The organism is Paenibacillus sp. Root52, from assembly GCF_001426865.1.
In the GTDB taxonomy this organism is placed as follows: domain Bacteria; phylum Bacillota; class Bacilli; order Paenibacillales; family Paenibacillaceae; genus Paenibacillus.
Window position 1 is genome coordinate 15,325 of sequence record NZ_LMFO01000032.1, and the last position, 20,918, is coordinate 36,242.

Annotated in this window: 24 protein-coding genes and 3 pseudogenes; 18 read left to right on the forward strand and 9 right to left on the reverse strand. The window is 42.9% G+C overall.

What is annotated here, in order from left to right; all coding sequences use genetic code 11:
* The first annotated feature begins 229 nt into the window (after positions 1–229).
* Positions 230–1,009 (forward strand): hypothetical protein, encoded by a 780-nt coding sequence (locus tag ASD24_RS26305; protein WP_056702268.1) that lies wholly within the window; start codon positions 230–232, stop codon positions 1,007–1,009.
* Between the two features lie 344 nt (positions 1,010–1,353).
* Here ASD24_RS26305 and ASD24_RS31200 read toward each other — a convergent pair.
* The 3 pseudogenes from ASD24_RS31200 to ASD24_RS31210 all read right to left on the reverse strand — a co-directional run.
* A pseudogene (locus ASD24_RS31200) lies at positions 1,354–1,566 on the reverse strand (Lsa family ABC-F type ribosomal protection protein); the annotation flags it as partial.
* A 1-nt stretch (position 1,567) separates the two neighbouring features.
* Positions 1,568–1,764, reverse strand: a pseudogene (locus ASD24_RS31550) (Lsa family ABC-F type ribosomal protection protein); the annotation flags it as partial.
* Positions 1,765–1,843: 79 nt separating this feature from the next.
* Positions 1,844–2,310 (reverse strand): annotated as a pseudogene (locus ASD24_RS31210) (ATP-binding cassette domain-containing protein); the annotation flags it as partial.
* Between the two features lie 720 nt (positions 2,311–3,030).
* Here ASD24_RS31210 and ASD24_RS26315 point away from each other — a divergent pair.
* The 9 genes from ASD24_RS26315 to ASD24_RS26355 all read left to right on the forward strand — a co-directional run bounded on the left by ASD24_RS26315 (position 3,031) and on the right by ASD24_RS26355 (position 9,040).
* Entirely contained in the window at positions 3,031–3,579 is a 549-nt protein-coding gene (locus ASD24_RS26315; protein WP_056702272.1) for a hypothetical protein, read from the forward strand.
* A gap of 366 nt (positions 3,580–3,945) precedes the next feature.
* Positions 3,946–4,527, forward strand: a complete 582-nt coding sequence (locus tag ASD24_RS26320; RefSeq protein WP_056702273.1) for a sigma-70 family RNA polymerase sigma factor — start codon at positions 3,946–3,948, stop codon at positions 4,525–4,527.
* Entirely contained in the window at positions 4,524–5,267 is a 744-nt protein-coding gene (locus ASD24_RS26325) for a DUF3600 domain-containing protein (RefSeq protein ID WP_056702275.1), read from the forward strand. The genes ASD24_RS26320 and ASD24_RS26325 overlap by 4 nt, the downstream gene beginning before the upstream one ends.
* 410 nt (positions 5,268–5,677) lie before the next feature.
* Positions 5,678–5,977: a barstar family protein gene (locus ASD24_RS26330; protein ID WP_235540884.1), complete on the forward strand. Its 300-nt coding sequence runs from the start codon at positions 5,678–5,680 to the stop codon at positions 5,975–5,977.
* A gap of 15 nt (positions 5,978–5,992) precedes the next feature.
* A complete protein-coding gene (locus ASD24_RS26335) occupies positions 5,993–6,358 on the forward strand; it encodes a DUF7660 family protein (protein ID WP_235540886.1) in 366 nt (121 codons plus the stop codon).
* Positions 6,359–6,392: 34 nt separating this feature from the next.
* Complete coding sequence (locus ASD24_RS26340) at positions 6,393–7,247, forward strand: SMI1/KNR4 family protein (RefSeq protein WP_056702278.1); 855 nt, start codon at positions 6,393–6,395, stop codon at positions 7,245–7,247.
* 37 nt (positions 7,248–7,284) lie between these two features.
* The gene (locus ASD24_RS26345) at positions 7,285–7,680 is read left to right on the forward strand and encodes a DUF6258 family protein (protein ID WP_056702280.1); all 396 of its coding nucleotides are present in this window, start codon (positions 7,285–7,287) and stop codon (positions 7,678–7,680) included.
* Positions 7,681–7,743: 63 nt separating this feature from the next.
* Complete coding sequence (locus tag ASD24_RS26350; protein ID WP_056702282.1) at positions 7,744–8,223, forward strand: hypothetical protein; 480 nt, start codon at positions 7,744–7,746, stop codon at positions 8,221–8,223.
* Between the two features lies 1 nt (position 8,224).
* Complete coding sequence (locus ASD24_RS26355) at positions 8,225–9,040, forward strand: hypothetical protein (RefSeq protein ID WP_056702284.1); 816 nt, start codon at positions 8,225–8,227, stop codon at positions 9,038–9,040.
* Positions 9,041–9,128: 88 nt separating this feature from the next.
* Here the strand turns inward: ASD24_RS26355 and ASD24_RS26360 are convergent, their stop codons facing one another.
* Complete coding sequence (locus tag ASD24_RS26360) at positions 9,129–9,449, reverse strand: winged helix-turn-helix transcriptional regulator (protein ID WP_056702287.1); 321 nt, start codon at positions 9,447–9,449, stop codon at positions 9,129–9,131.
* 414 nt (positions 9,450–9,863) lie between these two features.
* On the opposite strand from ASD24_RS26360, the gene zwf reads away from it, so the two are divergent.
* The 3 genes from zwf (at position 9,864) to yunB (ending at position 13,623) form a co-directional block, all read left to right on the forward strand.
* Positions 9,864–11,318 (forward strand): glucose-6-phosphate dehydrogenase, encoded by a 1,455-nt coding sequence (zwf, locus tag ASD24_RS26365; protein ID WP_056702288.1) that lies wholly within the window; start codon positions 9,864–9,866, stop codon positions 11,316–11,318.
* 296 nt (positions 11,319–11,614) lie between these two features.
* Complete coding sequence (gene gnd / locus ASD24_RS26370; RefSeq protein ID WP_056702290.1) at positions 11,615–12,508, forward strand: phosphogluconate dehydrogenase (NAD(+)-dependent, decarboxylating); 894 nt, start codon at positions 11,615–11,617, stop codon at positions 12,506–12,508.
* A 221-nt stretch (positions 12,509–12,729) separates the two neighbouring features.
* Positions 12,730–13,623: a sporulation protein YunB gene (yunB, locus tag ASD24_RS26375; RefSeq protein ID WP_235540888.1), complete on the forward strand. Its 894-nt coding sequence runs from the start codon at positions 12,730–12,732 to the stop codon at positions 13,621–13,623.
* A 168-nt stretch (positions 13,624–13,791) separates the two neighbouring features.
* Here the strand turns inward: yunB and ASD24_RS26380 are convergent, their stop codons facing one another.
* Positions 13,792–14,868, reverse strand: coding sequence for a M23 family metallopeptidase (locus ASD24_RS26380; RefSeq protein ID WP_056702294.1), 1,077 nt, complete (start codon positions 14,866–14,868; stop codon positions 13,792–13,794).
* A 215-nt stretch (positions 14,869–15,083) separates the two neighbouring features.
* Between ASD24_RS26380 and lipA the strand changes: the two genes are divergently transcribed.
* Both lipA and ASD24_RS26390 read left to right on the forward strand, forming a co-directional pair.
* Positions 15,084–15,983, forward strand: a complete 900-nt coding sequence (lipA, locus tag ASD24_RS26385) for a lipoyl synthase (RefSeq protein WP_056702296.1) — start codon at positions 15,084–15,086, stop codon at positions 15,981–15,983.
* 10 nt (positions 15,984–15,993) lie between these two features.
* Entirely contained in the window at positions 15,994–16,416 is a 423-nt protein-coding gene (locus ASD24_RS26390; protein ID WP_235540890.1) for a YutD family protein, read from the forward strand.
* A gap of 65 nt (positions 16,417–16,481) precedes the next feature.
* Here the strand turns inward: ASD24_RS26390 and ASD24_RS26395 are convergent, their stop codons facing one another.
* Together ASD24_RS26395 and ylbJ are read right to left on the reverse strand one after the other, a co-directional pair.
* The gene (locus tag ASD24_RS26395) at positions 16,482–17,285 is read right to left on the reverse strand and encodes an NAD kinase (RefSeq protein ID WP_056702297.1); all 804 of its coding nucleotides are present in this window, start codon (positions 17,283–17,285) and stop codon (positions 16,482–16,484) included.
* A gap of 104 nt (positions 17,286–17,389) precedes the next feature.
* Positions 17,390–18,664, reverse strand: a complete 1,275-nt coding sequence (gene ylbJ / locus ASD24_RS26400) for a sporulation integral membrane protein YlbJ (RefSeq protein ID WP_056702299.1) — start codon at positions 18,662–18,664, stop codon at positions 17,390–17,392.
* Positions 18,665–18,819: 155 nt separating this feature from the next.
* Here ylbJ and ASD24_RS30485 point away from each other — a divergent pair, with 155 nt between their 5' ends.
* The 3 genes from ASD24_RS30485 (at position 18,820) to ASD24_RS26410 (ending at position 20,394) form a co-directional block, all read left to right on the forward strand.
* The gene (locus ASD24_RS30485; protein ID WP_156395562.1) at positions 18,820–18,984 is read left to right on the forward strand and encodes a hypothetical protein; all 165 of its coding nucleotides are present in this window, start codon (positions 18,820–18,822) and stop codon (positions 18,982–18,984) included.
* Between the two features lie 264 nt (positions 18,985–19,248).
* Positions 19,249–19,626, forward strand: coding sequence for a globin domain-containing protein (locus ASD24_RS26405; protein ID WP_056702302.1), 378 nt, complete (start codon positions 19,249–19,251; stop codon positions 19,624–19,626).
* 36 nt (positions 19,627–19,662) lie between these two features.
* Positions 19,663–20,394: a DUF2225 domain-containing protein gene (locus ASD24_RS26410; RefSeq protein ID WP_056702304.1), complete on the forward strand. Its 732-nt coding sequence runs from the start codon at positions 19,663–19,665 to the stop codon at positions 20,392–20,394.
* A 26-nt stretch (positions 20,395–20,420) separates the two neighbouring features.
* On the opposite strand, the gene ASD24_RS26415 is transcribed toward ASD24_RS26410, so the two are convergent.
* Positions 20,421–20,654 (reverse strand): hypothetical protein, encoded by a 234-nt coding sequence (locus ASD24_RS26415; RefSeq protein WP_056702306.1) that lies wholly within the window; start codon positions 20,652–20,654, stop codon positions 20,421–20,423.
* On the reverse strand, positions 20,651–20,833 hold the full coding sequence (locus ASD24_RS26420; protein ID WP_056702308.1) for a YycC family protein: 183 nt from the start codon (positions 20,831–20,833) through the stop codon (positions 20,651–20,653). Before ASD24_RS26420 ends, ASD24_RS26415 begins: the two co-directional genes overlap by 4 nt.
* Positions 20,834–20,918: the final 85 nt, after the last annotated feature.

A 20,918-nucleotide genomic window follows, 5' to 3' on the forward strand; every position in this document is an offset into this window, starting at 1 on the left:
CTCCACCTTTATGAAAAAATAGAATTTTAACGTTTATAGGGCACGAGTCACGGATATTTTGCGAGCTTCCTGCCGTACAGGAATCATATTGAAAAAAACTAAGGATTTCATGGGTATATTTCTAAAGAAAATCTGAAGAATTGGAGGAGTAGATTGAAACCGTAAGTTATCTGGATGGAAAGTCGAATATCCGAATGGGAAATTAGTTGTATATTAAGGAGACTTTGAGATGAGCATAGAAGCATTCACGCGTGAGATGGATATGGAGAATCAGTTGAAGGCGGCCTATGATGAGCGCTGGTATAGGTTAATGGAGCTGATGGAGCAATTAGATTCGGATGACTTAGCAAAGTTATCTAACCCGTTCTTAGTTAAAGTATTGCCGGCCTACAGGAAGGCTAAGAGAAAGGTTCTTTTTGTAGGACAAGCAACGAATGGTTGGGATCCGTTCCAAACGACTTTACAGACTTTTGCTAATGATGACAAAGAGATACAACGAGAGAAAATAGTAAAGTTTCTGCAATGGATGTATGAGGATTTGCGATATCACCGTAAGTATGACCATACGCCATTCTGGAAAGGAATGAGAAGGCTCTACCGGGTGATCTCGCCAGGGGTGGGGGATGATGGATTTTTGCATACTGAATTAGTTCGGTTTGATTACGCCAATACAAGACCACCACATGCAATTGAAAGTTTGCTTCAACAGGAGTACAATGTCTTGCCCATGGAAATTTCAGCGCTTGCACCTGACGTTGTCATATTTTTGACGGGGCCGTATTACGATAATAGGCTGATAGAGACATTTAGTCGTGTGGGGAACATCGATGAGTCTTTGAGGTTCGAATCCATTGAGGATATTGGAGCCAATGTGTTGTCACGTGTAGTGCATTCGACATTGCCGTACCATACATACCGTACCTATCATCCCAATTATTCGTTGCACTATAAGGAGAAAACAATATTTGTATTGCTTGAAAAAGCGTTAAGCGAACGAATTCTTGATTAATAGTTTGAAGCATCAGAATTATTAAACAGAGATCGCGCGTGGACGCTTATCCAACACAAATGGTGGGGTAATCCATCTTTGCTGTTACAGGGTAGGCTTTTTCCTATGTCTCATTAGCTAACGAAGCAACATGAATATGAATTCTAAAATATAAATCGAACGATATGTGCTCGGTATGCCAATATATAGTGAATAGAGGAGAGGGGCTGGCAGATGAGCGAGGAACACGAATACATAGAACTTGTAGCGTTAACACGAGCTGGTAATGATAAAGCCTATGGAGAGCTGTATGAGAGAACAGTAACGGATGTGTATCGGACTGTCCGCTTTCTGATTAATCATGTCTCGGATACGGAAGATCTGGTGCCATTTTTACTCTTCTCCACTTCATGCGACCATCCACCCGTCCGTTTGGCTGAGTCGGATAAACGCTTGATATCCTTCATTAGTTTGTCATTGCTGGCGAGTTCGAACTGATCTTGTCTTCTTTTGTTCTCCCACCAGGCGGAGAAATTCCCTTTTTGAATCTCAATGTTAGTTTTGTTGATGGACAGGATNCTGGCGAGTTCGAACTGATCTTGTCTTCTTTTGTTCTCCCACCAGGCGGAGAAATTCCCTTTTTGAATCTCAATGTTAGTTTTGTTGATGGACAGGATATGATCTACACAGTGATCCATAAAAGACCGATCGTGAGATACCAAGATAAACCCACTCTTATTGGGAAGATACTCACTCACGATTTTCCGCGCATGCAGATCCAGATGGTTCGTAGGCTCATCGATGAGCAGAAATTGATTATCCTTCAGGAACAAGGCTGCAAGCATGACTTTGGTNACGATTTTCCGCGCATGCAGATCCAGATGGTTCGTAGGCTCATCGATGAGCAGAAATTGATTATCCTTCAGGAACAAGGCTGCAAGCATGACTTTGGTTTGTTCCCCCTGAGACAAGGAATCGAAAGGCCGATACAGAACATCTTCAGATACTTTCAACAGGTTAAGCTCTCGCACAAGCTGCCAATGCAGGTATTCAGGATAAATGTCCTCGACGACGTCTAGGGTCATCATGCTCTTATCCTTTACTTTGAAAGGGAAGTATTCAAAATCAACCTTAGCCGAGATCTGCCCACTGTACTCGTATTTACCAAGCAGCAATTGCAGGAAGGTTGTTTTGCCTCTCCCGTTTCTGCCGGTAAAACCCAATTTCCAATCGGTGTCTAGCTGAAAGCTTACATGTTCAAATATATTATCGTAACTGCCATCATAGGCGAAGTTAAGGTTAGTAACGTTAATTAACGACATAAAGATCATCCTTTTTATGTGAAATATAAAAGTTAGTCCGGCAGAGTAGCTACCATGACATGGATTGCTTCACTTTTACATTTGAACATAATCAGAATTTCAGATTGTCTCTGAAATGAATGACTTTATCTAAGACTTTTTAGGTTAGTCAAAATTTCCGGATTTCCTTAGATGAAAAACACAAAAAAGTTCCATTCTCCGGTGCCTTTTTGCGTTACATCAACCTAATTATACGGTGAAGAAACCTAGCGACTAGGATATAGTGCCAAGTGACTCTATATAGTAGGAGGATAAAGTGCCGGATTCTGATTAGTTATGTTGTGAACCATGCCAGTGTTGATGTTTGTTGACAGGTTCACATAAACATCTACGATTTCTAATTCAGTCATCACCGGTCCCCCTTTAAAAGCTCAATAATTTAATACAGAAAACGTAACATGGAATATAACTAGGGTCAAGGTATGGGTGTCCTTCAAGGATATGTACGTGGTGATATTGTATATAGGGAGCGATATTGTTTTCCATTTATGTGTGGCTGCATTGTTTTAAGTTTCAGTTTTTATCCCTAGATGAAGCTTTAGCTTACCTTGAGAAAATCGTGGGAATTAATGTAGAATATTTAATGATTAGAAATATCGGCACTTTTATGTCAACAACACGCTTAATTGATGTAAATATTATCATGACTTTTACGCTTGTACCAAGGACGGTGTTTAATCAATGCCAGAAAAAGTGAATTATGGTTCCAGTGTATGTATGCAATTTTCTAATGAAGAACTTTATAAGTATTTTATAACTAAATTCGAGAATAACTCATCTATAGCTATAAGAACATTGTCTCAAGACGATAGAGAGATTGAAATAACATCAAGTACACCAATTCAATTTATATGTTTTGATGGAGAGAAACAGGATTTGTTTATTAGTTTTAATGGAGATCAAACATCAATTTTTGTTTACGATGAAGAGATTATGTGCATTGATGAAAATAGAAAAGGTATGTATACGACAAGTGATACTTTTGGAAATGTGGTATATGAGGGTGATTTGCGGAGTCTTTCACATGTCGAGCTGCTATCTTTATTTCGCGATGTTCTTTTATGTTTTATTGGGGCAGAAGAGGTTGAAATAATTGACAGAGAAGCTTCTTATGATGAAGAGAGCAAACAATATAAGTATTATAAACCACATACATATGAGATAAATGTAAATAATAAAAATTACGATCGACAGATTAAAAAATTTAAGAATATCACTATAAGTTATTAAATGTCTTTCTTTTAAAATTCAACTAATGAGTTTGGTGTAGAACTGAAAATTAAGGCTAATCAAAAACCTGACCCGGACAAGAGCGCAGTCTCAGTCCAGTCAGGTTTATTATCTTTTCTTTCACAAGTAGAACACTTCCTTACCGTGGAGGTTAGTTGTGCACTGGTTTTCCTCTCATCAGTGATCATTGCCAGTATCTCGAAGACAGCAGGTGAACTCAACCAGTCTATGACATTCCATCCCTGTTCAGTGAATTGCTTAGTCGTTGCTTTTCCTAACCGTGTAGAGGCACCTGTAACTAAAATAAATCGAACGATATGGGCTCGTTATGCCAATATATAGTGAATAGAGGAGAGGGGCTGGCTGATGAGAGAGGAACATGAATACATAGAACTTGTAGCGTTAACACGGGCTGGTGATGATGAAGCCTATGGAGAGTTGTATGAAAGAACAGTAACGGATGTGTACCGGACTGTCCGGTTCCTGATTAATCATGTCTCGGATACGGAAGATCTGGTGCAGGATATTTATATTCATGCGTATCGGTCGTTGGATCGATATGATTCAGGGCGTGCTTTTCGTCCGTGGCTTATGGGTATAACGATGCGACAGGTGAAAAATTATAGGCGACGGAGGCTGACCCAATTTCGGTTTAATCAACGGATTGAGAAGTCAGACACCGGCATGGAGATTGATTTCTCTGTTGATCTAATCAGTAAATTGGCACATCAGCCTCTGCTAGAACAAGTACGTCGGTTGCCATACAAATTGCAGCAAGTGGTTACCCTGCACTATTTAAACGAATACACCCAAGAAGAAATTGCCTGGATTCTAGATATTCCGCTCGGTACGGTTAAATCTCGAATTCATGCTGCACTGACTAAGTTACGTCAGAAGAAGAGTATGATCTATTCATTTGAAAATAGGAAAGGTGGAGGATTGGCATGAAACTGGAGGATGAATTACGTTCGGCCTATCGCCAGGAGACAAGACATTGGTCTAACCCACAAGAAGGGAAAGAGAATATGCTCAAAACTATCCGAAGTAAGTCCATGGGAAACAGGCGTTCACGTAAATGGATAGTCGCAGCCGTAATCGCAGCGGTTCTAATTATCCCTACAGGCGCTTATGCAGGCTACACCTATCTTGCAGATGATATCTATGGTTCTGAACAAAACATAACCGTGTTGGGAGGTACAGCGGCCGATTATAATCGTTTGGAAGCGAAGCTGCAGGAAGCCAAGGCGTATTTTAGTGACGATGAGTTCACGCAGTATATGAGTCTACTGAAACAGTTGGGTCAGATGGCTCTAACGCACGCTGATCCACAAGGAGACTTGCATCCGGAGCAATGGAGCACAGTGGATCAGGAGAAGTACAATCAACTGGCGGCAAGTTTGGACCCATTCTTCGAACGGTTAGAAGGTGTGAGTGAACAGAAGGAAATGATGAATCGTGAACAATTCCGTGCTGAAACATATAAGGCAGCGGAGGAGAGGCTTTCGAAGGAGGAATTTATTGAATTTCAAACCTTGTTCGAGAACATGGAGAAGTATGAAGCTATCGTTGTGGATAAGGATGGCAGCATTCATGAGGAGCGATTATCAGCAGAACAGAAGCAGGATTTGGAGCAAGTGCGAAAGCAATTTTATTCGTATTTAGACCAGATCGGTTATAGTGTGCGATAGGAAGAGGGCAGCGTGAGAAATGAGTTGAAAATCAATTTTATTAGGCTTATCCACTGGCTGGCGTCATGGTTGTTATTAAGTAATATGAGCGTAGAAGTATAGAATTATATACAGACTGACTGGAGCCGGACTGGGTTATGCCTTCTGCTCCAGTTTTTTAGGTTGAAGTTTCTATTTTACACTTTGTTTTTCTTTTCCAAATAAACCCTATAGTCTTTTTGCATCTTAAAGTAAACGTGATTTACATATATGCAACTTTGAATTGTTGGTACTCGTATTACAGTGGAATGAATTCTTCGAGGACGAATTCAGAGGTTTCTGTGGCATACCACGTATAGAGCTTTGAATTTAATAGAAGGATGGTGGCGTTAATATAATGAATTCTGAAAAAGAAAGATCGAGAAAATGTCGTGATTATTGATGTAACTGAGGTAAAGAATTCCGCTCAACTACATCTTCTTTTGAAAAAAGATCTTGGCTTTCCAGATTTCTATGGCATGAATTGGGATGCATTTTGGGATGCGATAATGGGTTTGGTGGAGATGCCTCATAAATTAATTCTAGTAGGTTGGGAAGACGTGGAGCAATGTATCCCTCAAGATGCCGCAATCATGACAGAATTACTTCAGCAATTGAATGTTAAACACCCAACATGGGGGTGTGATGTGGAGTATGGATCATTTATAAAAGAAGACCTAGGCAATGGTTGAAAGGGTGTAATCGTAATGAGAAATGATCATGTAAATTGGAATAAACCATTCGAAACAGTAAATGATTTTGCGAGCGATCAGAAAGTGGTGGGAATCAGAATGAGTAGTCCAGAAGCAAATGATATGTCTAATATCTATGAGAATCTGGAGAAGATTGAGAATCGAGAAGATATAGTTCGATTTATTTCCTCTTTAGTAGATGATCTGAAGAACAATTCGGAGGATTGGGCGAACATTTCACTGGAGGATTATTTAAACGGGATGGCATCATGGATTGAGGATATGGATGGGCTATACCCAGAATCCGAGAGAGAACAATTGGAACGTTTGAACTGGAAGCTAGTTGCTATGATCTTATTTACGGGAAGTCGGTATGAGTGAACATGAGTCGTAGAGAAATGAGGAGGTAACTTGAATGCACAGATCTAAACTGATCGTTGAGGAAGAAACGGAACTGCTTGCCCTCCATAGAGTTATATTTGAAGCTAAGTTTAACCTCAGTCCCTCTGATATCGATATACAGGCAAGTCCGTATACTGCGGAACTGGCTCAGCGTGTATTGAAAACGATTGTAGATCTCCAGTCTGCTACAGATATGAATAAGATCGAACGTTGGTCAAACTGGTTAGAGCACAAGAAAGATTGGGTTTGGGAACGTTGCTTATCTTACATGTTAAAAATTCAACCATCTCATTGGACAAGGGTGGATTATTCGAAGAAATGTGACTATGTCCAGTGGTTGTTCAGCCCTTATGATCTTAACGAAAGAGATGTGGAACGATTTATAAGTGAAGTTGAGAAATATAGGCAAGCGATTGATAAAGGACATCCGATTTTTCTTAGAAGTTTCGGCTACGCTACCGATGTGATATTAGATGAGCTGGAACAAAAGTTAGATAGGAAGCTGCCTCCAGGCTACAGGACATATCTAAGAAATCATAATGGAGGTAAAGTGCTTGTTCATTACTGTACGTTTGTAGTGGAGGAATTAAATGAGGTTATCCCATTACATGTTATATTTGGCGTTCACGTAGAGAAACAATATGATCTTGCGTATTGGAATACGTTCAAGGATGAATTTCCGACTGGGCACATTCTCATTGGAGAAACTGCTGCAGGAGGCAAGATTTTGATGGACGAACTGGAGAGTATTTATTATTGGAAGGATATGGAGTATGATGATCCTACCCGTAATGAGGGGCTATATAAAGTTGCAGATAATTTCGACGCATTTCAAAGTACCTGGAAAAGAATGATCAAAACTATTTGAGCAACTAAGCACATGAAAATGAGGGAAGTGTAGCTTTATGCATCCTAAAGCGTTTATTCAAACAGTTTATCTTGGTGATCGCGGTTGTAAGCAAATCATTATGGATGGCTGGAACTCCGAAGTGAGAATACAGGTGACCACAGTATCTAGAGTTAGAACGACTACGTGGAATTATTACTCAGATGAAGACATTATTAATGGATACATTGTGTTCTCTAATGTTGAATCCATCCGGATGGAGCCGAGTGGCTACATTCCTAACGATAGCATTACTGAGTTGAAGGTAGAAGAGCTGGACGATGGCATGTTTTTGTTCACTTTCTCAGCGTATTCAGCAAAGGGTCAAGATTCAATTGAAGTGATAGCAAGTATAGTGGCTAGCGGAATTCATCTGGAAGACCCAATGAAACCAGGTGTGAAGATCTTAGAATGAAATGAGTTACATTGTAGAGAATTCAAAGCAAATATTGAGATAAGTATGTAAGGAGACAACACCATGATCGCAGATTATCTATACATAGCATGTGAGAGTGAATATTATACCAAACCTGATTGGCAGGACTGGGCAGATCGACAGATTCTAGCGAAAAGTCAGGTGGAATACTGGATTTATGACGTGTCTTTAGCTAAGGATATCGTCGAACTTGGGACAGCTTTGTGTGAAAAAAGAATGGAAGAGCGTTATTACGCAGAAAATAACTTCTCACCTAGTGATACTACCGTTGGTTATTATTACCTTCAATTTATTGAAAATAGATTAAGTCTACGTGATATCATCAATAAATTAAGTTATGAAGATGACCCAGCGAACACATCCTCTATACATTATGGTGTGAGTTTCTATGACATATGGAAAGAAGTTTATGCAGACGAAAAACAGCTAGAGAATCCTACATTGATTCAAAAAATAACTAGACTGTGCGAGCCTTATCAGCACATTGCATTGAAACAGCTAGAACAATTGGAGCTGTATTGACATGAATGAAGCACTTAAATATCTAACCAAAGATAAAGATACGATAGAGTATCTGACATTCTTTGTTTTACTGGAGAAAATAAAATACATCCCGCCGATTCTAGAATATTGTGGTGATGATTTTGTGGAATATATGATAGAACTTCTACCACGAATTGATGATAAATATGACCGAGCTTCATTAATTGAGACGATAGTTCAATCGTATTATTGGGATGAGAACAGTGTTGGATATTCTGATGAACTTTTCAATGAATACATCCGATGTATACGTGATCATGCTACGAATTTAGACGATATTATATCTTGCTTAAATGGATTTGTTCATGCTGGGGTGCGTAAACAAGAGATCGTGATTCAATTAATAAAACATGTGGATAAAGAAAAGACCATCACAATCCTTTCCCGATTTGAATTGGATGATGTGACCGGATCGCCAGGCAATGAATCAAAACTACTCACAGAGGCCAAAGAAATTTCAAGTATAAGATGGCGTTCTGGGATCATTGCACAATTTCTGTTATTGGTGCATCCACAGGTTCGAAAATATGCTGGCATCAGCCAAATTACGTTCTTGTATGATACTTACCATGGCGTTTATGCGGATTGCTGGCCTAGAGGATTGCTTCCTAATCAAAAAGAACTCTTGCTGAACTCGAAGGTGCTGTCAGCAAGAGAAATAAGCGTTCTGGAAACATTGGAAGAGTTGATTAACTCGCAAGAGAAGGATTTGGATTCACCTGAAGTAAAGCAATTGTACGACGCATTTTTTGCAGGCAAAGATCCATTGGACGTTATATTTACGTTACCGAAGTGAATGGTATAGATGTATTATTTCTGAAGAAGGAATAGGAGCGAAATGCCGAACAACGACTTGAACCTCGCTGATTCTGCCTCGCTCCATCTTAAAGCCACTTATCAGCCCATCGTTCCACGGCACTTAATGCCCTCCCGAGCTCTGTCCCTTTGCGGGACAACATATATTCTGTCCGAACCGGACGTTCTGTAACCACATGACGAACCACTAGTCCTTCTTCCTCAAGTTCCTTCATTCGTTCATTCAACACACGTTTGCTCAAGTCAGGGATATAAGCGTGAATTTCACTGAAACGTTTGGGTTCTTCCATTAACGCATGAATAATGAGGGCTACCCATTTGCGGCCAATGATCTGATAAGATTGTTCCACTTTTTCGCACATTTGCTTGGCATTCTTATCCTCGCTCATAATTGTACTCCTTTAGTTTGGTTATGCTTATTATAGCATTAGTATACTTATTGTAACCTTGGTGTCTAGTTGCTTTATGTATAAAAGGTCACATGCCAATTGTTATTAATGTTACCACATAAAGCGTTATCATCAAAGAAAAACCCTGTAAACACTGGTGTTCACAGGTTAGACATGATTGTTGACGAATTGTGACGACAGGTGTAATATGGGTAACGTTAATTCAAATGGTTACAATTTATAACCTACAAACGAGTTGTGGAGAGAAGGAATGTTCCATGTTAAATTCAGGCCGGATATGTAAACGGAGGCAAGGCGGGTAGCATACCCACTTATTCCGTCTTTTGTCATGCTTGGATTTGAACATTTTGCAACATCATATACTATACTGCACAGAGCACAGGAGGCACTCCAATGGATGCAATGACATTTGTCCTGTTTGGGGCAACAGGCGATTTAGCAAAACGCAAGATTTACCCTGCATTATATAATCTGTACATGGATCAAAAAATGCCGAAATCCTTTTCCGTTATTGGTCTGGGTCGGCGTGAATTGTCGGATGCAGACTTTCAGGCGAATGTCGAAAAGTCATTGCATGAATTTTCACGCCAAACTCCGGAGGAAGCGTCCCAGGTACGTGATTTCATTGGGGCTTTCCGCTATTGTTCTCTAAACAATACGAAGCTTGAAGATTACACCAAACTGCTTGAGTTGGTTCAACAGCGTGAGCAAGAACTTAGCATTCCTGAGAATCGCATGTTCTACATGTCGGTAGCACCAGAATTCTTCGAGCCGATCGCACTGAATATCCAAGAAAGTGGACTCGGTAACACGAAAGGCTGGAAGAAACTGATTATCGAAAAACCTTTTGGACATGATCTCCAATCCGCACGTGAACTAAATGAGAAGCTTAGCAATACCTTTGCAGAAGAAGAAATCTATCGCATTGACCACTTCCTCGGTAAACCGATGGTTCAGAATATGGAGACGTTAACTTACGCGAATCCAGTAATTCAGGCTTTGTGGTCTAACCGCTATATTGCCAATGTACAAATTACAGCAAGTGAAACGGTTGGTGTTGAAGAGCGTGCTGCCTATTATGACCAAAGTGGTGCACTTCGTGACATGTTCCAAAACCACATGCTTCAGTTGCTGATGATGATCGGTTTACATTTGCCGAAGCGTTGTACCCCAGAAGAAATTCAATTTAAGAAACGTAAGATTGCCGAGTCTCTTCGTCCACTGTCGAAAGAGAATATCGCAACCGAGGTTGTTCGTGCTCAATATGCAGCAGGCGACCTGCAAGGTTCTTCTGTTGTTGGTTATCTGGACGAGCCTGGTATTCCAGCTGGTTCTCAGAATGAAACCTATGTAGCTGCAAGATTGTGGGTTGATGATCCATTCTGGAGTGAGGTTCCATTCTATATCCGTACAGGTAAACGTATGGCTGAGAAATCTACCCGAATCGTCGTTGAATTCAAAGCTCCACTGAAAACAGGGCATGAATCCGAGAATACGATGGAGCCGAACCTGCTAACCATTGAAATTGGACCAGGAGAAAGCATCTCGCTTCAATTAAATGCGAAGAATCCATTGAACCATGGTGAAGTGGAGCCGATGAGTATGACGTTCAGCTCAGGCAAACGCAATGTGCCTGAAGCATATGAGAATTTGATCTTCGACGCAATGCGTGGAGACTCCACTTTCTTCGCACACTGGAATGAAGTTGAGTTGGCATGGAAATGGGTTCAACCGATTCAAGAAGCCTTCCAAGAAGGCAGTGTTCCACTGGATACGTATGCAGCAGGTTCACATGGTCCTGAATCAGCAGACCGCCTGACAGCAGAGAACGGATTCCGTTGGTGGTAAGCAATTTAACATTACGATTTCAATTTTGATAAGAAGTAACGGCTTCAAAGTTCCAATTGTACCATTCCAATTTTGCGTAAGACCTTCCACTTATCTTTACCTTAGAAGGCTGTGAAAATTTTTGAATATAGATGCTCTCAGTTGAATTAACTTTTGGAGTAACGCCGTAGGTAGGGTACGGAAACGATCGAAAGAACGATCCGTAACCGCAACGATTGATGCGGAATGCAAACCTTAATTTTTATACTGAGTGCAAAAGAAATTTAAACATAGTTCACATTACAGGAGGATTTATTATGAAACTCGGACTCGTTGGATTAGGTAAAATGGGATTGAACCTTGGAAGAAACTTGATTGATCACAAACATGAAGTCGTAGCTTTTGACTTGAACACTGAAGCTGTGAAAGAAATGTCAGAATACGGTGCACAAGGCGTATCTTCTTATGCAGAAATGGTTGCATCTCTTGAATCCCCACGTGTATTGTGGATTATGGTTCCTCACAACGTAGTAGATGCAGTATTGGCTGAGATTAGCCCACTTCTCTCCAAAGGCGACATCATCATTGAAGCGGGTAACTCCCACTACAAAGAATCGATCCGTCGTTATGAAGAGTTGAAACCACAAGGCATCCATTACATGGACGCAGGTACTTCCGGTGGTATGGAAGGTGCGCGTAACGGTGCATGTTACATGATCGGTGGCGACCCAGAAGCATGGGCAGTGGTTGAACCAGCATTCAAAGATACTTCCGTTGAGAACGGCTACCTGTATGCAGGTAAAGCGGGCAGCGGTCACTTCCTCAAAATGGTTCACAACGGTATCGAGTACGGTATGATGGCTTCTATCGGTGAAGGCTTCGACGTATTGGAGAAAAGCGGTTTTGACTTCGACTTCGAGCAAGTTGCACGGGTATGGAACAACGGTTCCGTTATTCGTTCTTGGTTGATGGAATTGACAGAGCGTGCATTCTCCAAAGATGCGAACTTGGATGAAATCAAAGGTGTTATGCACTCTTCCGGCGAAGGTCGTTGGACAGTTGAAACAGCATTTGACCTTCAAACGGCTACACCTGTTATTGCGTTGTCCTTGTTGATGCGTTATCGCTCCCTGGAGACAGATACGTTCACAGGTAAAGTGGTAGCTGCATTGCGTAATGAGTTTGGCGGTCACGCTGTCGAGAAGAACTAATCCATATATTTAGCCATAGTAATAAGTAATAAGTGTACTCTTCCACAGATGTAGTGGGAGGGTGCACTTTTTTTGTCGTTTATAAAAGTGGGCGTTTGCCAACTTATCATATAAGAGGTGCTGTCCTTCTTTTTCGGGACAACAGTGCATAAGGATAACTATACCTAATCGGGTTAAACAACCTCGTATAGCTCATCCCGCAGGGGAGGGACACTAAATTGATGAGAAGAAGATGGCGAAGCCGGAGACGCCGTAAACCGCCAAGTGGCAAGCGCAAAATGTGGTTGATCATTTTATTAGTAACTGCTTTTTGTTTGATGCAGGGGTTTGCCTACGTGGATAAGAAAATGAAGCCCCCTATTATGCACCTAGCCAAAATTAGGGTGAAGCAGATTGCCACCGAGGCGATCAACAAAGCGATTACGGCACAGGTGGCAGAAGGTAAGACAACGGAAGGCTTAATCGATTGGAAGACGGATACTGCCGGGAAAGTGTCTGGTTTTATGCTGAACTACAACGAGCATATGCGAATCACTGCAAGTACGATGAACATCGTGCAGTCCACCCTACAGAATGTGCACATGTTAAAAGAGAAAATACCACTTGGGCAAGCGTTAGGCAGCCCTGTGATGGCATCATTTGGCCCCAATATCCCGGTTCGTATCGAGCCTCAGGGTGCGGTAAAAGTAGACCTGAACACCCGTCAGCAAAATGCCGGTATCAATATGATTTTGGTCGAAGTATACATTCACATCATTGCAGAGGTTGCTGTGGTGGTGCCGTTTGATATGGAGCCTGAGACGGTGGATACAGAGATCCCGATCTCATACCTGCTCGTTGTAGGCGATGTACCGATGTACTACTATGATAATCAAGGAAAACCTGTAGGCAGCAATGGTAGCCAGGCTCCAGCTATCGCACTCCCATCAGGTCATTCAGGGGTATCAAGTGAAGGAGGGGTGACATCCAATCCGGGTAGTACTCCATCGACGAACCCTTCAGCTCCTTCGCAACAGCAGGCCCCATCTGAAGGCTCACAGGGAGGCGTATTTGACCTAGAGCATGAGATGCCAGAGATCAATGGAACGCAGCCCAACACGAATGGCAATCATTAAGCTTAAATAAAAGACAAAACCCAAAGGAGCCTTAACATAAGGCTCCTTTGGGTTTGATGTTTGATGCTTAGACGTTAGACCTTAGACGTTTGATGTCTAACGTGGTACGTGGGTGAGGAATAAGAAAGAACACATTACAATATTCAATCCAGTGTCTTCAACATACGTTTATTTGCTTTTGTTTTTCTTCTGTTTACGTTCTTCCCGCTCCCAATGAGATAACGATGGATAGGGATCGAACGACCACTCCGTCAGACCACTATCTCGATAAATACCATAATGAAGATGCGGAGGGAATTTGCCTTGAGTTCCTGGTTTCCCATAACCGGAGCTGCCTACCCAACCAACGACTTGACCTGGCGTTACGACTTCACCGATATGGGCGTTTTTGTCAAATCCAGATAAATGAGCGTAATAGTGATAGTGATTATTCAAGTCCCGAATACCAATCCGCCAACCACCGAATGGATTCCAGCCCTTGATTTCTACAACGCCATAACAAGTGCTGCGGACAGGAAGACCATGTGGTGCGAAGATATCCGTACCTTCATGAATTCGATAACCACCCCAGCTTCGCTTGGTTCCCCATGTGCTACGATAGGAATAATTGCTACCTAACGGGACGGGGAATGCATGTCCAAATAGATCAAGATTGTCGAAGTGCTCATATAACTTAGCAAATTGTTGAACTCGTTGTACCGATCTGGAGTTGTGATAGTACTCCCATAGAGCAATGTTAAAGTCCTCCTGACGGTTTCCATACTTCTGAATGACACTAGCGAAACTGTAGAGTAGATCCAGATCATTGTTGGGATCTGCAAGGCCATCACCTGAACCATCTCGTCCATACCCGTTGAAAAATAGGATGGAGGCCGGATGCTGATCCGTCTCATCCGGGTTTAACCAGCCTCTCCATGCTGGAGACGTCATGTAGATGCCTGTCAGCCGTTCGGGATGCTTGCGATCCTTCGGGTGTGCACGTGTAATGGTTCGTTCATATTGATCAATCGCTGCTAATCTGTACCAGGGTATCCCGGTTATCTGCCCGATACTTTCATATAGATGACGGCGTGCAGCGAAAATTTCAGCAGGTTTTTGTTCTGCACCCTGGTTCTGGACTTGTGATGTGGTTATAGAGGGTTTACCATGGACATCTACAGGCAAGAGTGGGAGAAGCAAGGTGCCTGCGAGAATCGTTTTAATCCAGAAAGTATAGGTAAACCGCGTTGTGAAGCGATCTTGCACAGGGAAGCAGCCCCTTTCCGTAGATGATAAACACGAGTACCGAGTGAATAAGCTATATCCTAGGTTCTTCAAAAGTCGTGATTTTATCCATGAAAGCATTTTGCATATAAGAGCTGTGATGCACAAGATGAGACAAATGGGAGTTTTTCCAACGCTTTCATGGTATAATATGTTCCGAGCAACAGCCTAACTTCAGTAGAAAGAAGGTTTACGCATTGGCTAAACGTGTTAAAGAACCGAAACCGGATTGGATTCGGATCAAGTTGACCACCGGCGATAATTATCAGGAAATGAAAGAGATGATGCGTTCCAAAACGCTGCATACAGTATGTGAGGAAGCACGCTGTCCCAACATTTATGAATGCTGGGCCAATCGAACGGCAACTTTTATGATTTTGGGCGATATTTGCACACGGGCATGCCGTTTTTGTGCGGTCAATACCGGCTTGCCAACGGAACTAGATTTGCAAGAACCAGAACGGGTAGCAGAGGCGGCAGAACAGATGAATCTGCAGCACTGTGTCATTACCAGCGTAGCTCGTGATGATTTGAAGGATGGCGGGGCTACGATCTTTGCGGAGACGGTGAAGGCTGTACGTAGACGGTTGCCACTCTGCAGTGTTGAAGTACTTATTCCAGACTTTTTGGGCGATCGTGAGTCGTTGCAGATTGTTATGGATGCCAAACCGGATATTTTGAACCACAACATCGAGACGGTTGAGCGGTTGTCAGACAAAGTGCGTGCGAAGGCGAAGTATAAACGATCGCTGGAACTGCTTGCTCGTGCCAAAGAAATGCAGCCGAACATCCCGACAAAATCAAGTATTATGTTGGGTGTCGGTGAGGAGTATAATGAAATTCTGTCAACGATGGATGATCTTCGAGCGGTAGATTGCGATATTATGACGATTGGTCAGTACTTGCAGCCTTCCGAGAAACATCTGTTTGTTGAAAAGTATTATCCGCCAGAGGAATTTGCAGCACTGAAACAGGAAGGTTTGAAACGTGGATTCAGCCACGTGGAATCCGGACCGATGGTGCGTAGTTCCTACCATGCGCATGAACAGGTGAAGTCAGCTACCAAACATGCGGAACAGGCGGCAACACACGCATGATGGAGGATACATGATGGACGATATAGAAGTGCAAGAAGGAAGTACAGAAGAGGTTCAAGAGTCGCTTCAGGACAAACCTGAAGATCAATCTCAAGACAAACCTGAGGACAAACCCCAAGAAAAAATCATCGTTCAAGTCGGTGGGAAAAATTACGAAATCGTACAGAACCACAAAGAAGGATGGAACGCGGAAGTTTTCCGTGATCGGTACAGCGAAGTGCTGGAACGATACGATTATATTATCGGAGACTGGGGTTACAGTCAGTTACGTCTGAAGGGCTTCTACCGGGACAATCATCCCAAAGCAACGAAGGATTCTACGATCTCCAGTATGGTGGACTACATTAATGAATATTGCAACTTTGGTTGTGCGTACTTTGTTCTACAAAAGTGCAAAGATCAGCCACCAGCCAAAGCAAAAAGCGGCTCCTAGAGGAGTCGCTTTTTTTGTAGCTTGTTATTAGAAGATAACTCTCGTTGGCATAGCAAGTCGTGTAGCTAGTCCAGAAAGGCAGTGCGCACTCGATTCCAGAACGGATACGGACGATACCGCGCAAAGCTCACTTTATGACTAGATACTTGGCAGCGTACAGAGATAAGATCCTCAACCATAACGTTAACGTGATCAATCGTCATCAACAGACGTTGATCCTTCCGCGAGAAGATATCGCAGTGATGGTGCTTCGGCAAAATAACTGGTGAACCCAGCGTCCGATACACGCGGTTGTTAATGGAAGCAATCTCAGCGATCTGAATCGCATCAATTGTAGGATGCACCATAGCTCCACCAAGTGCCTTGTTGTAGGCTGTACTGCCAGATGGCGTCGAGACACAGATGCCGTCCCCACGAAACATCTCGAAAGTGACGTCATTGATGTCAACCTGAGCAACAACGGTACCATCTACCCCTTTTAACGTAAATTCATTTAACGCAATATAAGAGGAATTGCCTGACTTCTTACGAATCTCCAGCTCCAGTAACGGATACTGCACAATGCGGGGTTTAAGATGCTCCGAATCCCCTTTTCCGCTCATGAGTCTTACCAATTCTCTTAATTCTTCCTTCTTCCAGTCGGCATAAAATCCGAGATGCCCTGTGTGTACCCCAACAAAAGCAATGTCCGGGATCCGGTCGATGAAGTTATGAAACGCCTGCAGCATCGTACCATCGCCTCCGATAGAGACAACAATTTCGGGTGATTCTGCATCCAGCTTGAATCCTTCCTCTTTGGCCAGCGCGTGAAATTGCTGACTGAGATCAATCGATAACTGGTCTCCGCGGTCTTGAACATAGTATCTCAAGATGAAAGCTCCTTTGTGGTCATTATACTACCGATGATAATCAATTCCGGAGAAGAACACAACGTTGGATTGATATTCCTGACCTTAAAGATGGACAAAAGGGATTATCTTTTTACATGTCTGTTTGAAAATAGAGAAATGATTAACGAGCAGATCAGCAGCAGGAACACCACAATCCCGAGGGTAACGAGACCCGTAACAACAATCGTTCCCCAATGCGGGGTGTATATAAAAGGGGTGAAATTAGGGATATTCGGAGCAAACGCAGGCGAATCCATCGTTCCCATAATGGGTGCCCATAGCAACAATACCAGTATTGGTGCGATGAGTGCATGGATGACTCTAGCTAACAGGAAAGGCCCATACCTCATAGGGGTGTTGCTCAGTATGCTCATAATCTGTGCGTGAACAGAGAGTCCACCCCAAGACAATACAAATGCTGCGGCTGCCGCCTTGTACATAAGGGGGATACTTGCTCCTGCGGCTCCGGCTTCTTTGGCTCCCAAAGTCACTTCGAATAACCCGCCTACAAGGCTCTGGGACAGAGCCGGGGGCAGCCCAGCATGAACTAGACCTAATTCCGTCCAATGGTATAACACGCCCAGCCAGCCTGTTTGTACCAATAGCTCCATGATGACGGAGAAGAATACAACTAACCCCCCAACGATAATAATAAGTCGAAGGGATGAGGCAATGGCCTGGCGCAACAATTCGCCAAATGCCCGACCATCCGCCATCCGAGCCTGATGCATCGACTCGATAGCGAGCTTCAGTTTATTTTTACGTATGTTATTTGGATGTGAAGGGTAAACTTTAGATTCGCTAATTGAGTGTTTATTGGAGTGATCTGTTCCTTTGCCATGGAAACGCATCAGTAGTCCGACGATAAATGCGGCAGCATAGTGTGAAGCGACTAACACTGGCGCGATGGCAACATTATGGAAGAAGCCGACAGATACGGCACCGATCATGAAAATGGGATCAGATGAGGTGGTGAAAGCTACGAGGCGTTCTCCTTCTTCTCGGGTAACCAACTTCTGTTCCCACAACTGCGCAGTTAACTTGGCTCCTGTAGGATAACCGGATGCGCAACTGACAGCGAATACGAACCCACCGCTCCCCGGTACACGAAAAATTGGACGCATAAGTGGATTAAGTAACGTACCGAGAAAATGAACAATCCCAAACCCGATGAGTAGCTCAGACAAAACTAAAAAGGGGAAAAGGGAGGGGAACAACACGTCCCACCAGATGGCAAGTCCACGCACACCCGCTTGCCACGTTTCCGCCGGAAATAGAATCATGAGCATGCATAGGGCGAGGATAGCAAGTATAAACATGACGTGGGTTAGTTTTTGCAGCTTACCAAGAGCAGACATGATTCCTCTCCTTTTCAGAAAAATGGCTTTCCGGCAGAATAAGGGCTTGTGCGATCAATATATGAGCTAAGGCGGACAAACAGTACAACTGAGTACCTATTTACGGTAGAAAGCGCTTGCAAAAATGGCTGTATTTTTAAACGATGTATGCTAAAATGAAAAAAACGCCTGAACGTCACCTCAATCTGCTAACGGGTGAATTCATTTCGGATGGAGTGATGATTATGAGTCTTGTCACCGGAGTCCTAGTCTGTGCTTTTGTCTACGTTATACGTGCGTCGCTTGTACGCTCTGAAGAAGAGGACTGGCGAAGCTATTAATGAATAAATGATGCGCTGAACCTTAGGTTTGGCGCTTTTTTTGTTGTTATTATCTAGTCGTAAGTGAGTGCATGTCATGCTGTCATATGAAAAATTGTTAAATAATAATCCATATCTTGTGTGATGTTAGATAGGACTTTTGGTTTTTTTTTGATAGAATGAGGATTAGGGTGTATGTAACCTGGTCTTTAATTTTAGTTCACAATTAAGCATAGGAGTGTAATATATGCCAAAATTCGACACAACTAATGTGGGGGCAAATCAATGAAACCTACGCTAAGTATTTATGAGAATCTCGGCGGGGAACAAGGTGTACGAGCTCTGGTAGAAGCCTTTTACCCGATTGTTATGCAAAATGAAAAGTTAGCACCATTGTTTCCTGAAGATATTCAGCCAGTGATGGATAAACAGTACATGTTTTTATCTCAATTTTTCGGTGGTCCTGCCTTGTTCTCTGAGGCATATGGTCATCCGATGATGCGTGCCCGCCATATGCATTTCGAAGTGACGGTTGAACGAGCTGAAGCATGGCTCTCATGTATGAATCAAGCGTTGACACAGATCGGTGTTGAAGAACCGTTGCATTCGTTTATCCTGCAGCGTTTATCGGGACCGGCACATCACTTTGTGAACACGCCTTAGTTCCGATTACAAGCTTACGGGAGAGGGATGGAATGAGTGGAACTAGAACCGCTGTATAAGGTGAAAATAACGTGTCACTATTGTGAAAATGAGTTTGAAACTTCACGGGTTAGACCAAGTTTGAAGAGACCTTACCGAACTGATTCCGACTTCTGCGCTTATTACAAACTAGAGAACCCGGACTTTTACGTTGTGCGTATCTGTCCCGAATGTGGATTTGCTTCTACAGAGAATTCAACGGAACGTTTAAGTGATACACAACGGCAAAATTTCAAGAATCAGATCGGTAACCGTTGGGAGAAACGCGATTATAGCGGGGCACGGACGATCGATCAGGCACTTGCAACGTACAAGCTTGGACTGTTATGTGCGCAAGTGATCCAGGAGAAGGATCGTGTCGTTGCAGGTTTACTTCATCATATCGCCTGGTTATACCGCTACCGTGAGGATCATGAGCAAGAACGTCGTTTCTTGGAGTTTAGTCTAGACTCGTATGTGAGGGTATTTGAGCGGGAAGGCACAGGTGGAAATGAGGCCCGATTGCTCTATTTACTGGGGGAATTGAATCGTAGGATAGGTCGCTTCCATGAGGCGGTCAAATGGTTTGGAAGAGTCATTCAGGACAAACGTATTACAGATGCGGCTATGATTCGTGCTTCGAGAGAGCAATGGGCATTACTGCGGGAACAGATGATTTCTGGCAAAATGGAGCTGCCTGAAGAGATGGTTGAAGCCGAAAAAGGGGCTACTAAGCGTAGCCCCAACTAAGCACTATATTCGTCTTATGAATCCAATTAATTACGAATTGGACGGCTGGACAGCAGGTAGTCACTATCGTTATCAATCACCGTCATACTACCGTTACAACAAGGAAAGACCAGCAATTTCTTCTTGCCTTCACGGATGCGTACAAGCTCTTTCGGTTTCAGGGGCAGCAACACATTGCTTGCATGGCAGAACGGGCATTGCTGTACATAGATGTCCCCCATCACAATGTCATAAGGCCAACTGTTCTCAAAAGGAATCATTCCTGCTCGCCTTCCGAGGCTTCTTCAGATGCAGTTGGCTTGGACGCTTCAGCTTTGGCTAATTCGGCAATTTTCTGCATCAGGATATGCTGGGGCATATGCATCAGGTGTTCCAGTGGCACACCAAGGGATTCCGCTAATTTAACGGCTGTATCAGCCGATACTTGTAAAGGTTTCATCACATTTACCTCCTAAAGAATAGCTTAAACTATTCCTCTAGTATAGAGATACAGTCTTCATAAAACCAGTCTTTATTCAGGTAAT

Bases quoted from the DNA above. Each gene is read 5' to 3' on its own strand.
- yunB (WP_235540888.1), top strand. From the start codon at position 12,730: ATGAGAAGAAGATGGCGAAGCCGGAGACGCCGTAAACCGCCAAGTGGC.
- gnd (WP_056702290.1), top strand. From the start codon at position 11,615: ATGAAACTCGGACTCGTTGGATTAGGTAAAATGGGATTGAACCTTGGA.
- zwf (WP_056702288.1), top strand. From the start codon at position 9,864: ATGGATGCAATGACATTTGTCCTGTTTGGGGCAACAGGCGATTTAGCA.
- ASD24_RS26320 (WP_056702273.1), top strand. From the start codon at position 3,946: ATGAGAGAGGAACATGAATACATAGAACTTGTAGCGTTAACACGGGCT.
- ASD24_RS26325 (WP_056702275.1), top strand. From the start codon at position 4,524: ATGAAACTGGAGGATGAATTACGTTCGGCCTATCGCCAGGAGACAAGA.
- ASD24_RS26340 (WP_056702278.1), top strand. From the start codon at position 6,393: ATGCACAGATCTAAACTGATCGTTGAGGAAGAAACGGAACTGCTTGCC.
- ASD24_RS30485 (WP_156395562.1), top strand. From the start codon at position 18,820: ATGAAAAAAACGCCTGAACGTCACCTCAATCTGCTAACGGGTGAATTC.
- ASD24_RS26335 (WP_235540886.1), top strand. From the start codon at position 5,993: ATGAGAAATGATCATGTAAATTGGAATAAACCATTCGAAACAGTAAAT.
- ASD24_RS26360 (WP_056702287.1), bottom strand. From the start codon at position 9,449: ATGAGCGAGGATAAGAATGCCAAGCAAATGTGCGAAAAAGTGGAACAA.
- ASD24_RS26390 (WP_235540890.1), top strand. From the start codon at position 15,994: ATGATGGACGATATAGAAGTGCAAGAAGGAAGTACAGAAGAGGTTCAA.
- ASD24_RS26350 (WP_056702282.1), top strand. From the start codon at position 7,744: ATGATCGCAGATTATCTATACATAGCATGTGAGAGTGAATATTATACC.
- ASD24_RS26405 (WP_056702302.1), top strand. From the start codon at position 19,249: ATGAAACCTACGCTAAGTATTTATGAGAATCTCGGCGGGGAACAAGGT.
- ASD24_RS26345 (WP_056702280.1), top strand. From the start codon at position 7,285: ATGCATCCTAAAGCGTTTATTCAAACAGTTTATCTTGGTGATCGCGGT.
- ASD24_RS26415 (WP_056702306.1), bottom strand. From the start codon at position 20,654: ATGATTCCTTTTGAGAACAGTTGGCCTTATGACATTGTGATGGGGGAC.
- ASD24_RS26305 (WP_056702268.1), top strand. From the start codon at position 230: ATGAGCATAGAAGCATTCACGCGTGAGATGGATATGGAGAATCAGTTG.
- ASD24_RS26420 (WP_056702308.1), bottom strand. From the start codon at position 20,833: ATGAAACCTTTACAAGTATCGGCTGATACAGCCGTTAAATTAGCGGAA.
- ASD24_RS26315 (WP_056702272.1), top strand. From the start codon at position 3,031: ATGCCAGAAAAAGTGAATTATGGTTCCAGTGTATGTATGCAATTTTCT.
- ASD24_RS26355 (WP_056702284.1), top strand. From the start codon at position 8,225: ATGAATGAAGCACTTAAATATCTAACCAAAGATAAAGATACGATAGAG.
- ylbJ (WP_056702299.1), bottom strand. From the start codon at position 18,664: ATGTCTGCTCTTGGTAAGCTGCAAAAACTAACCCACGTCATGTTTATA.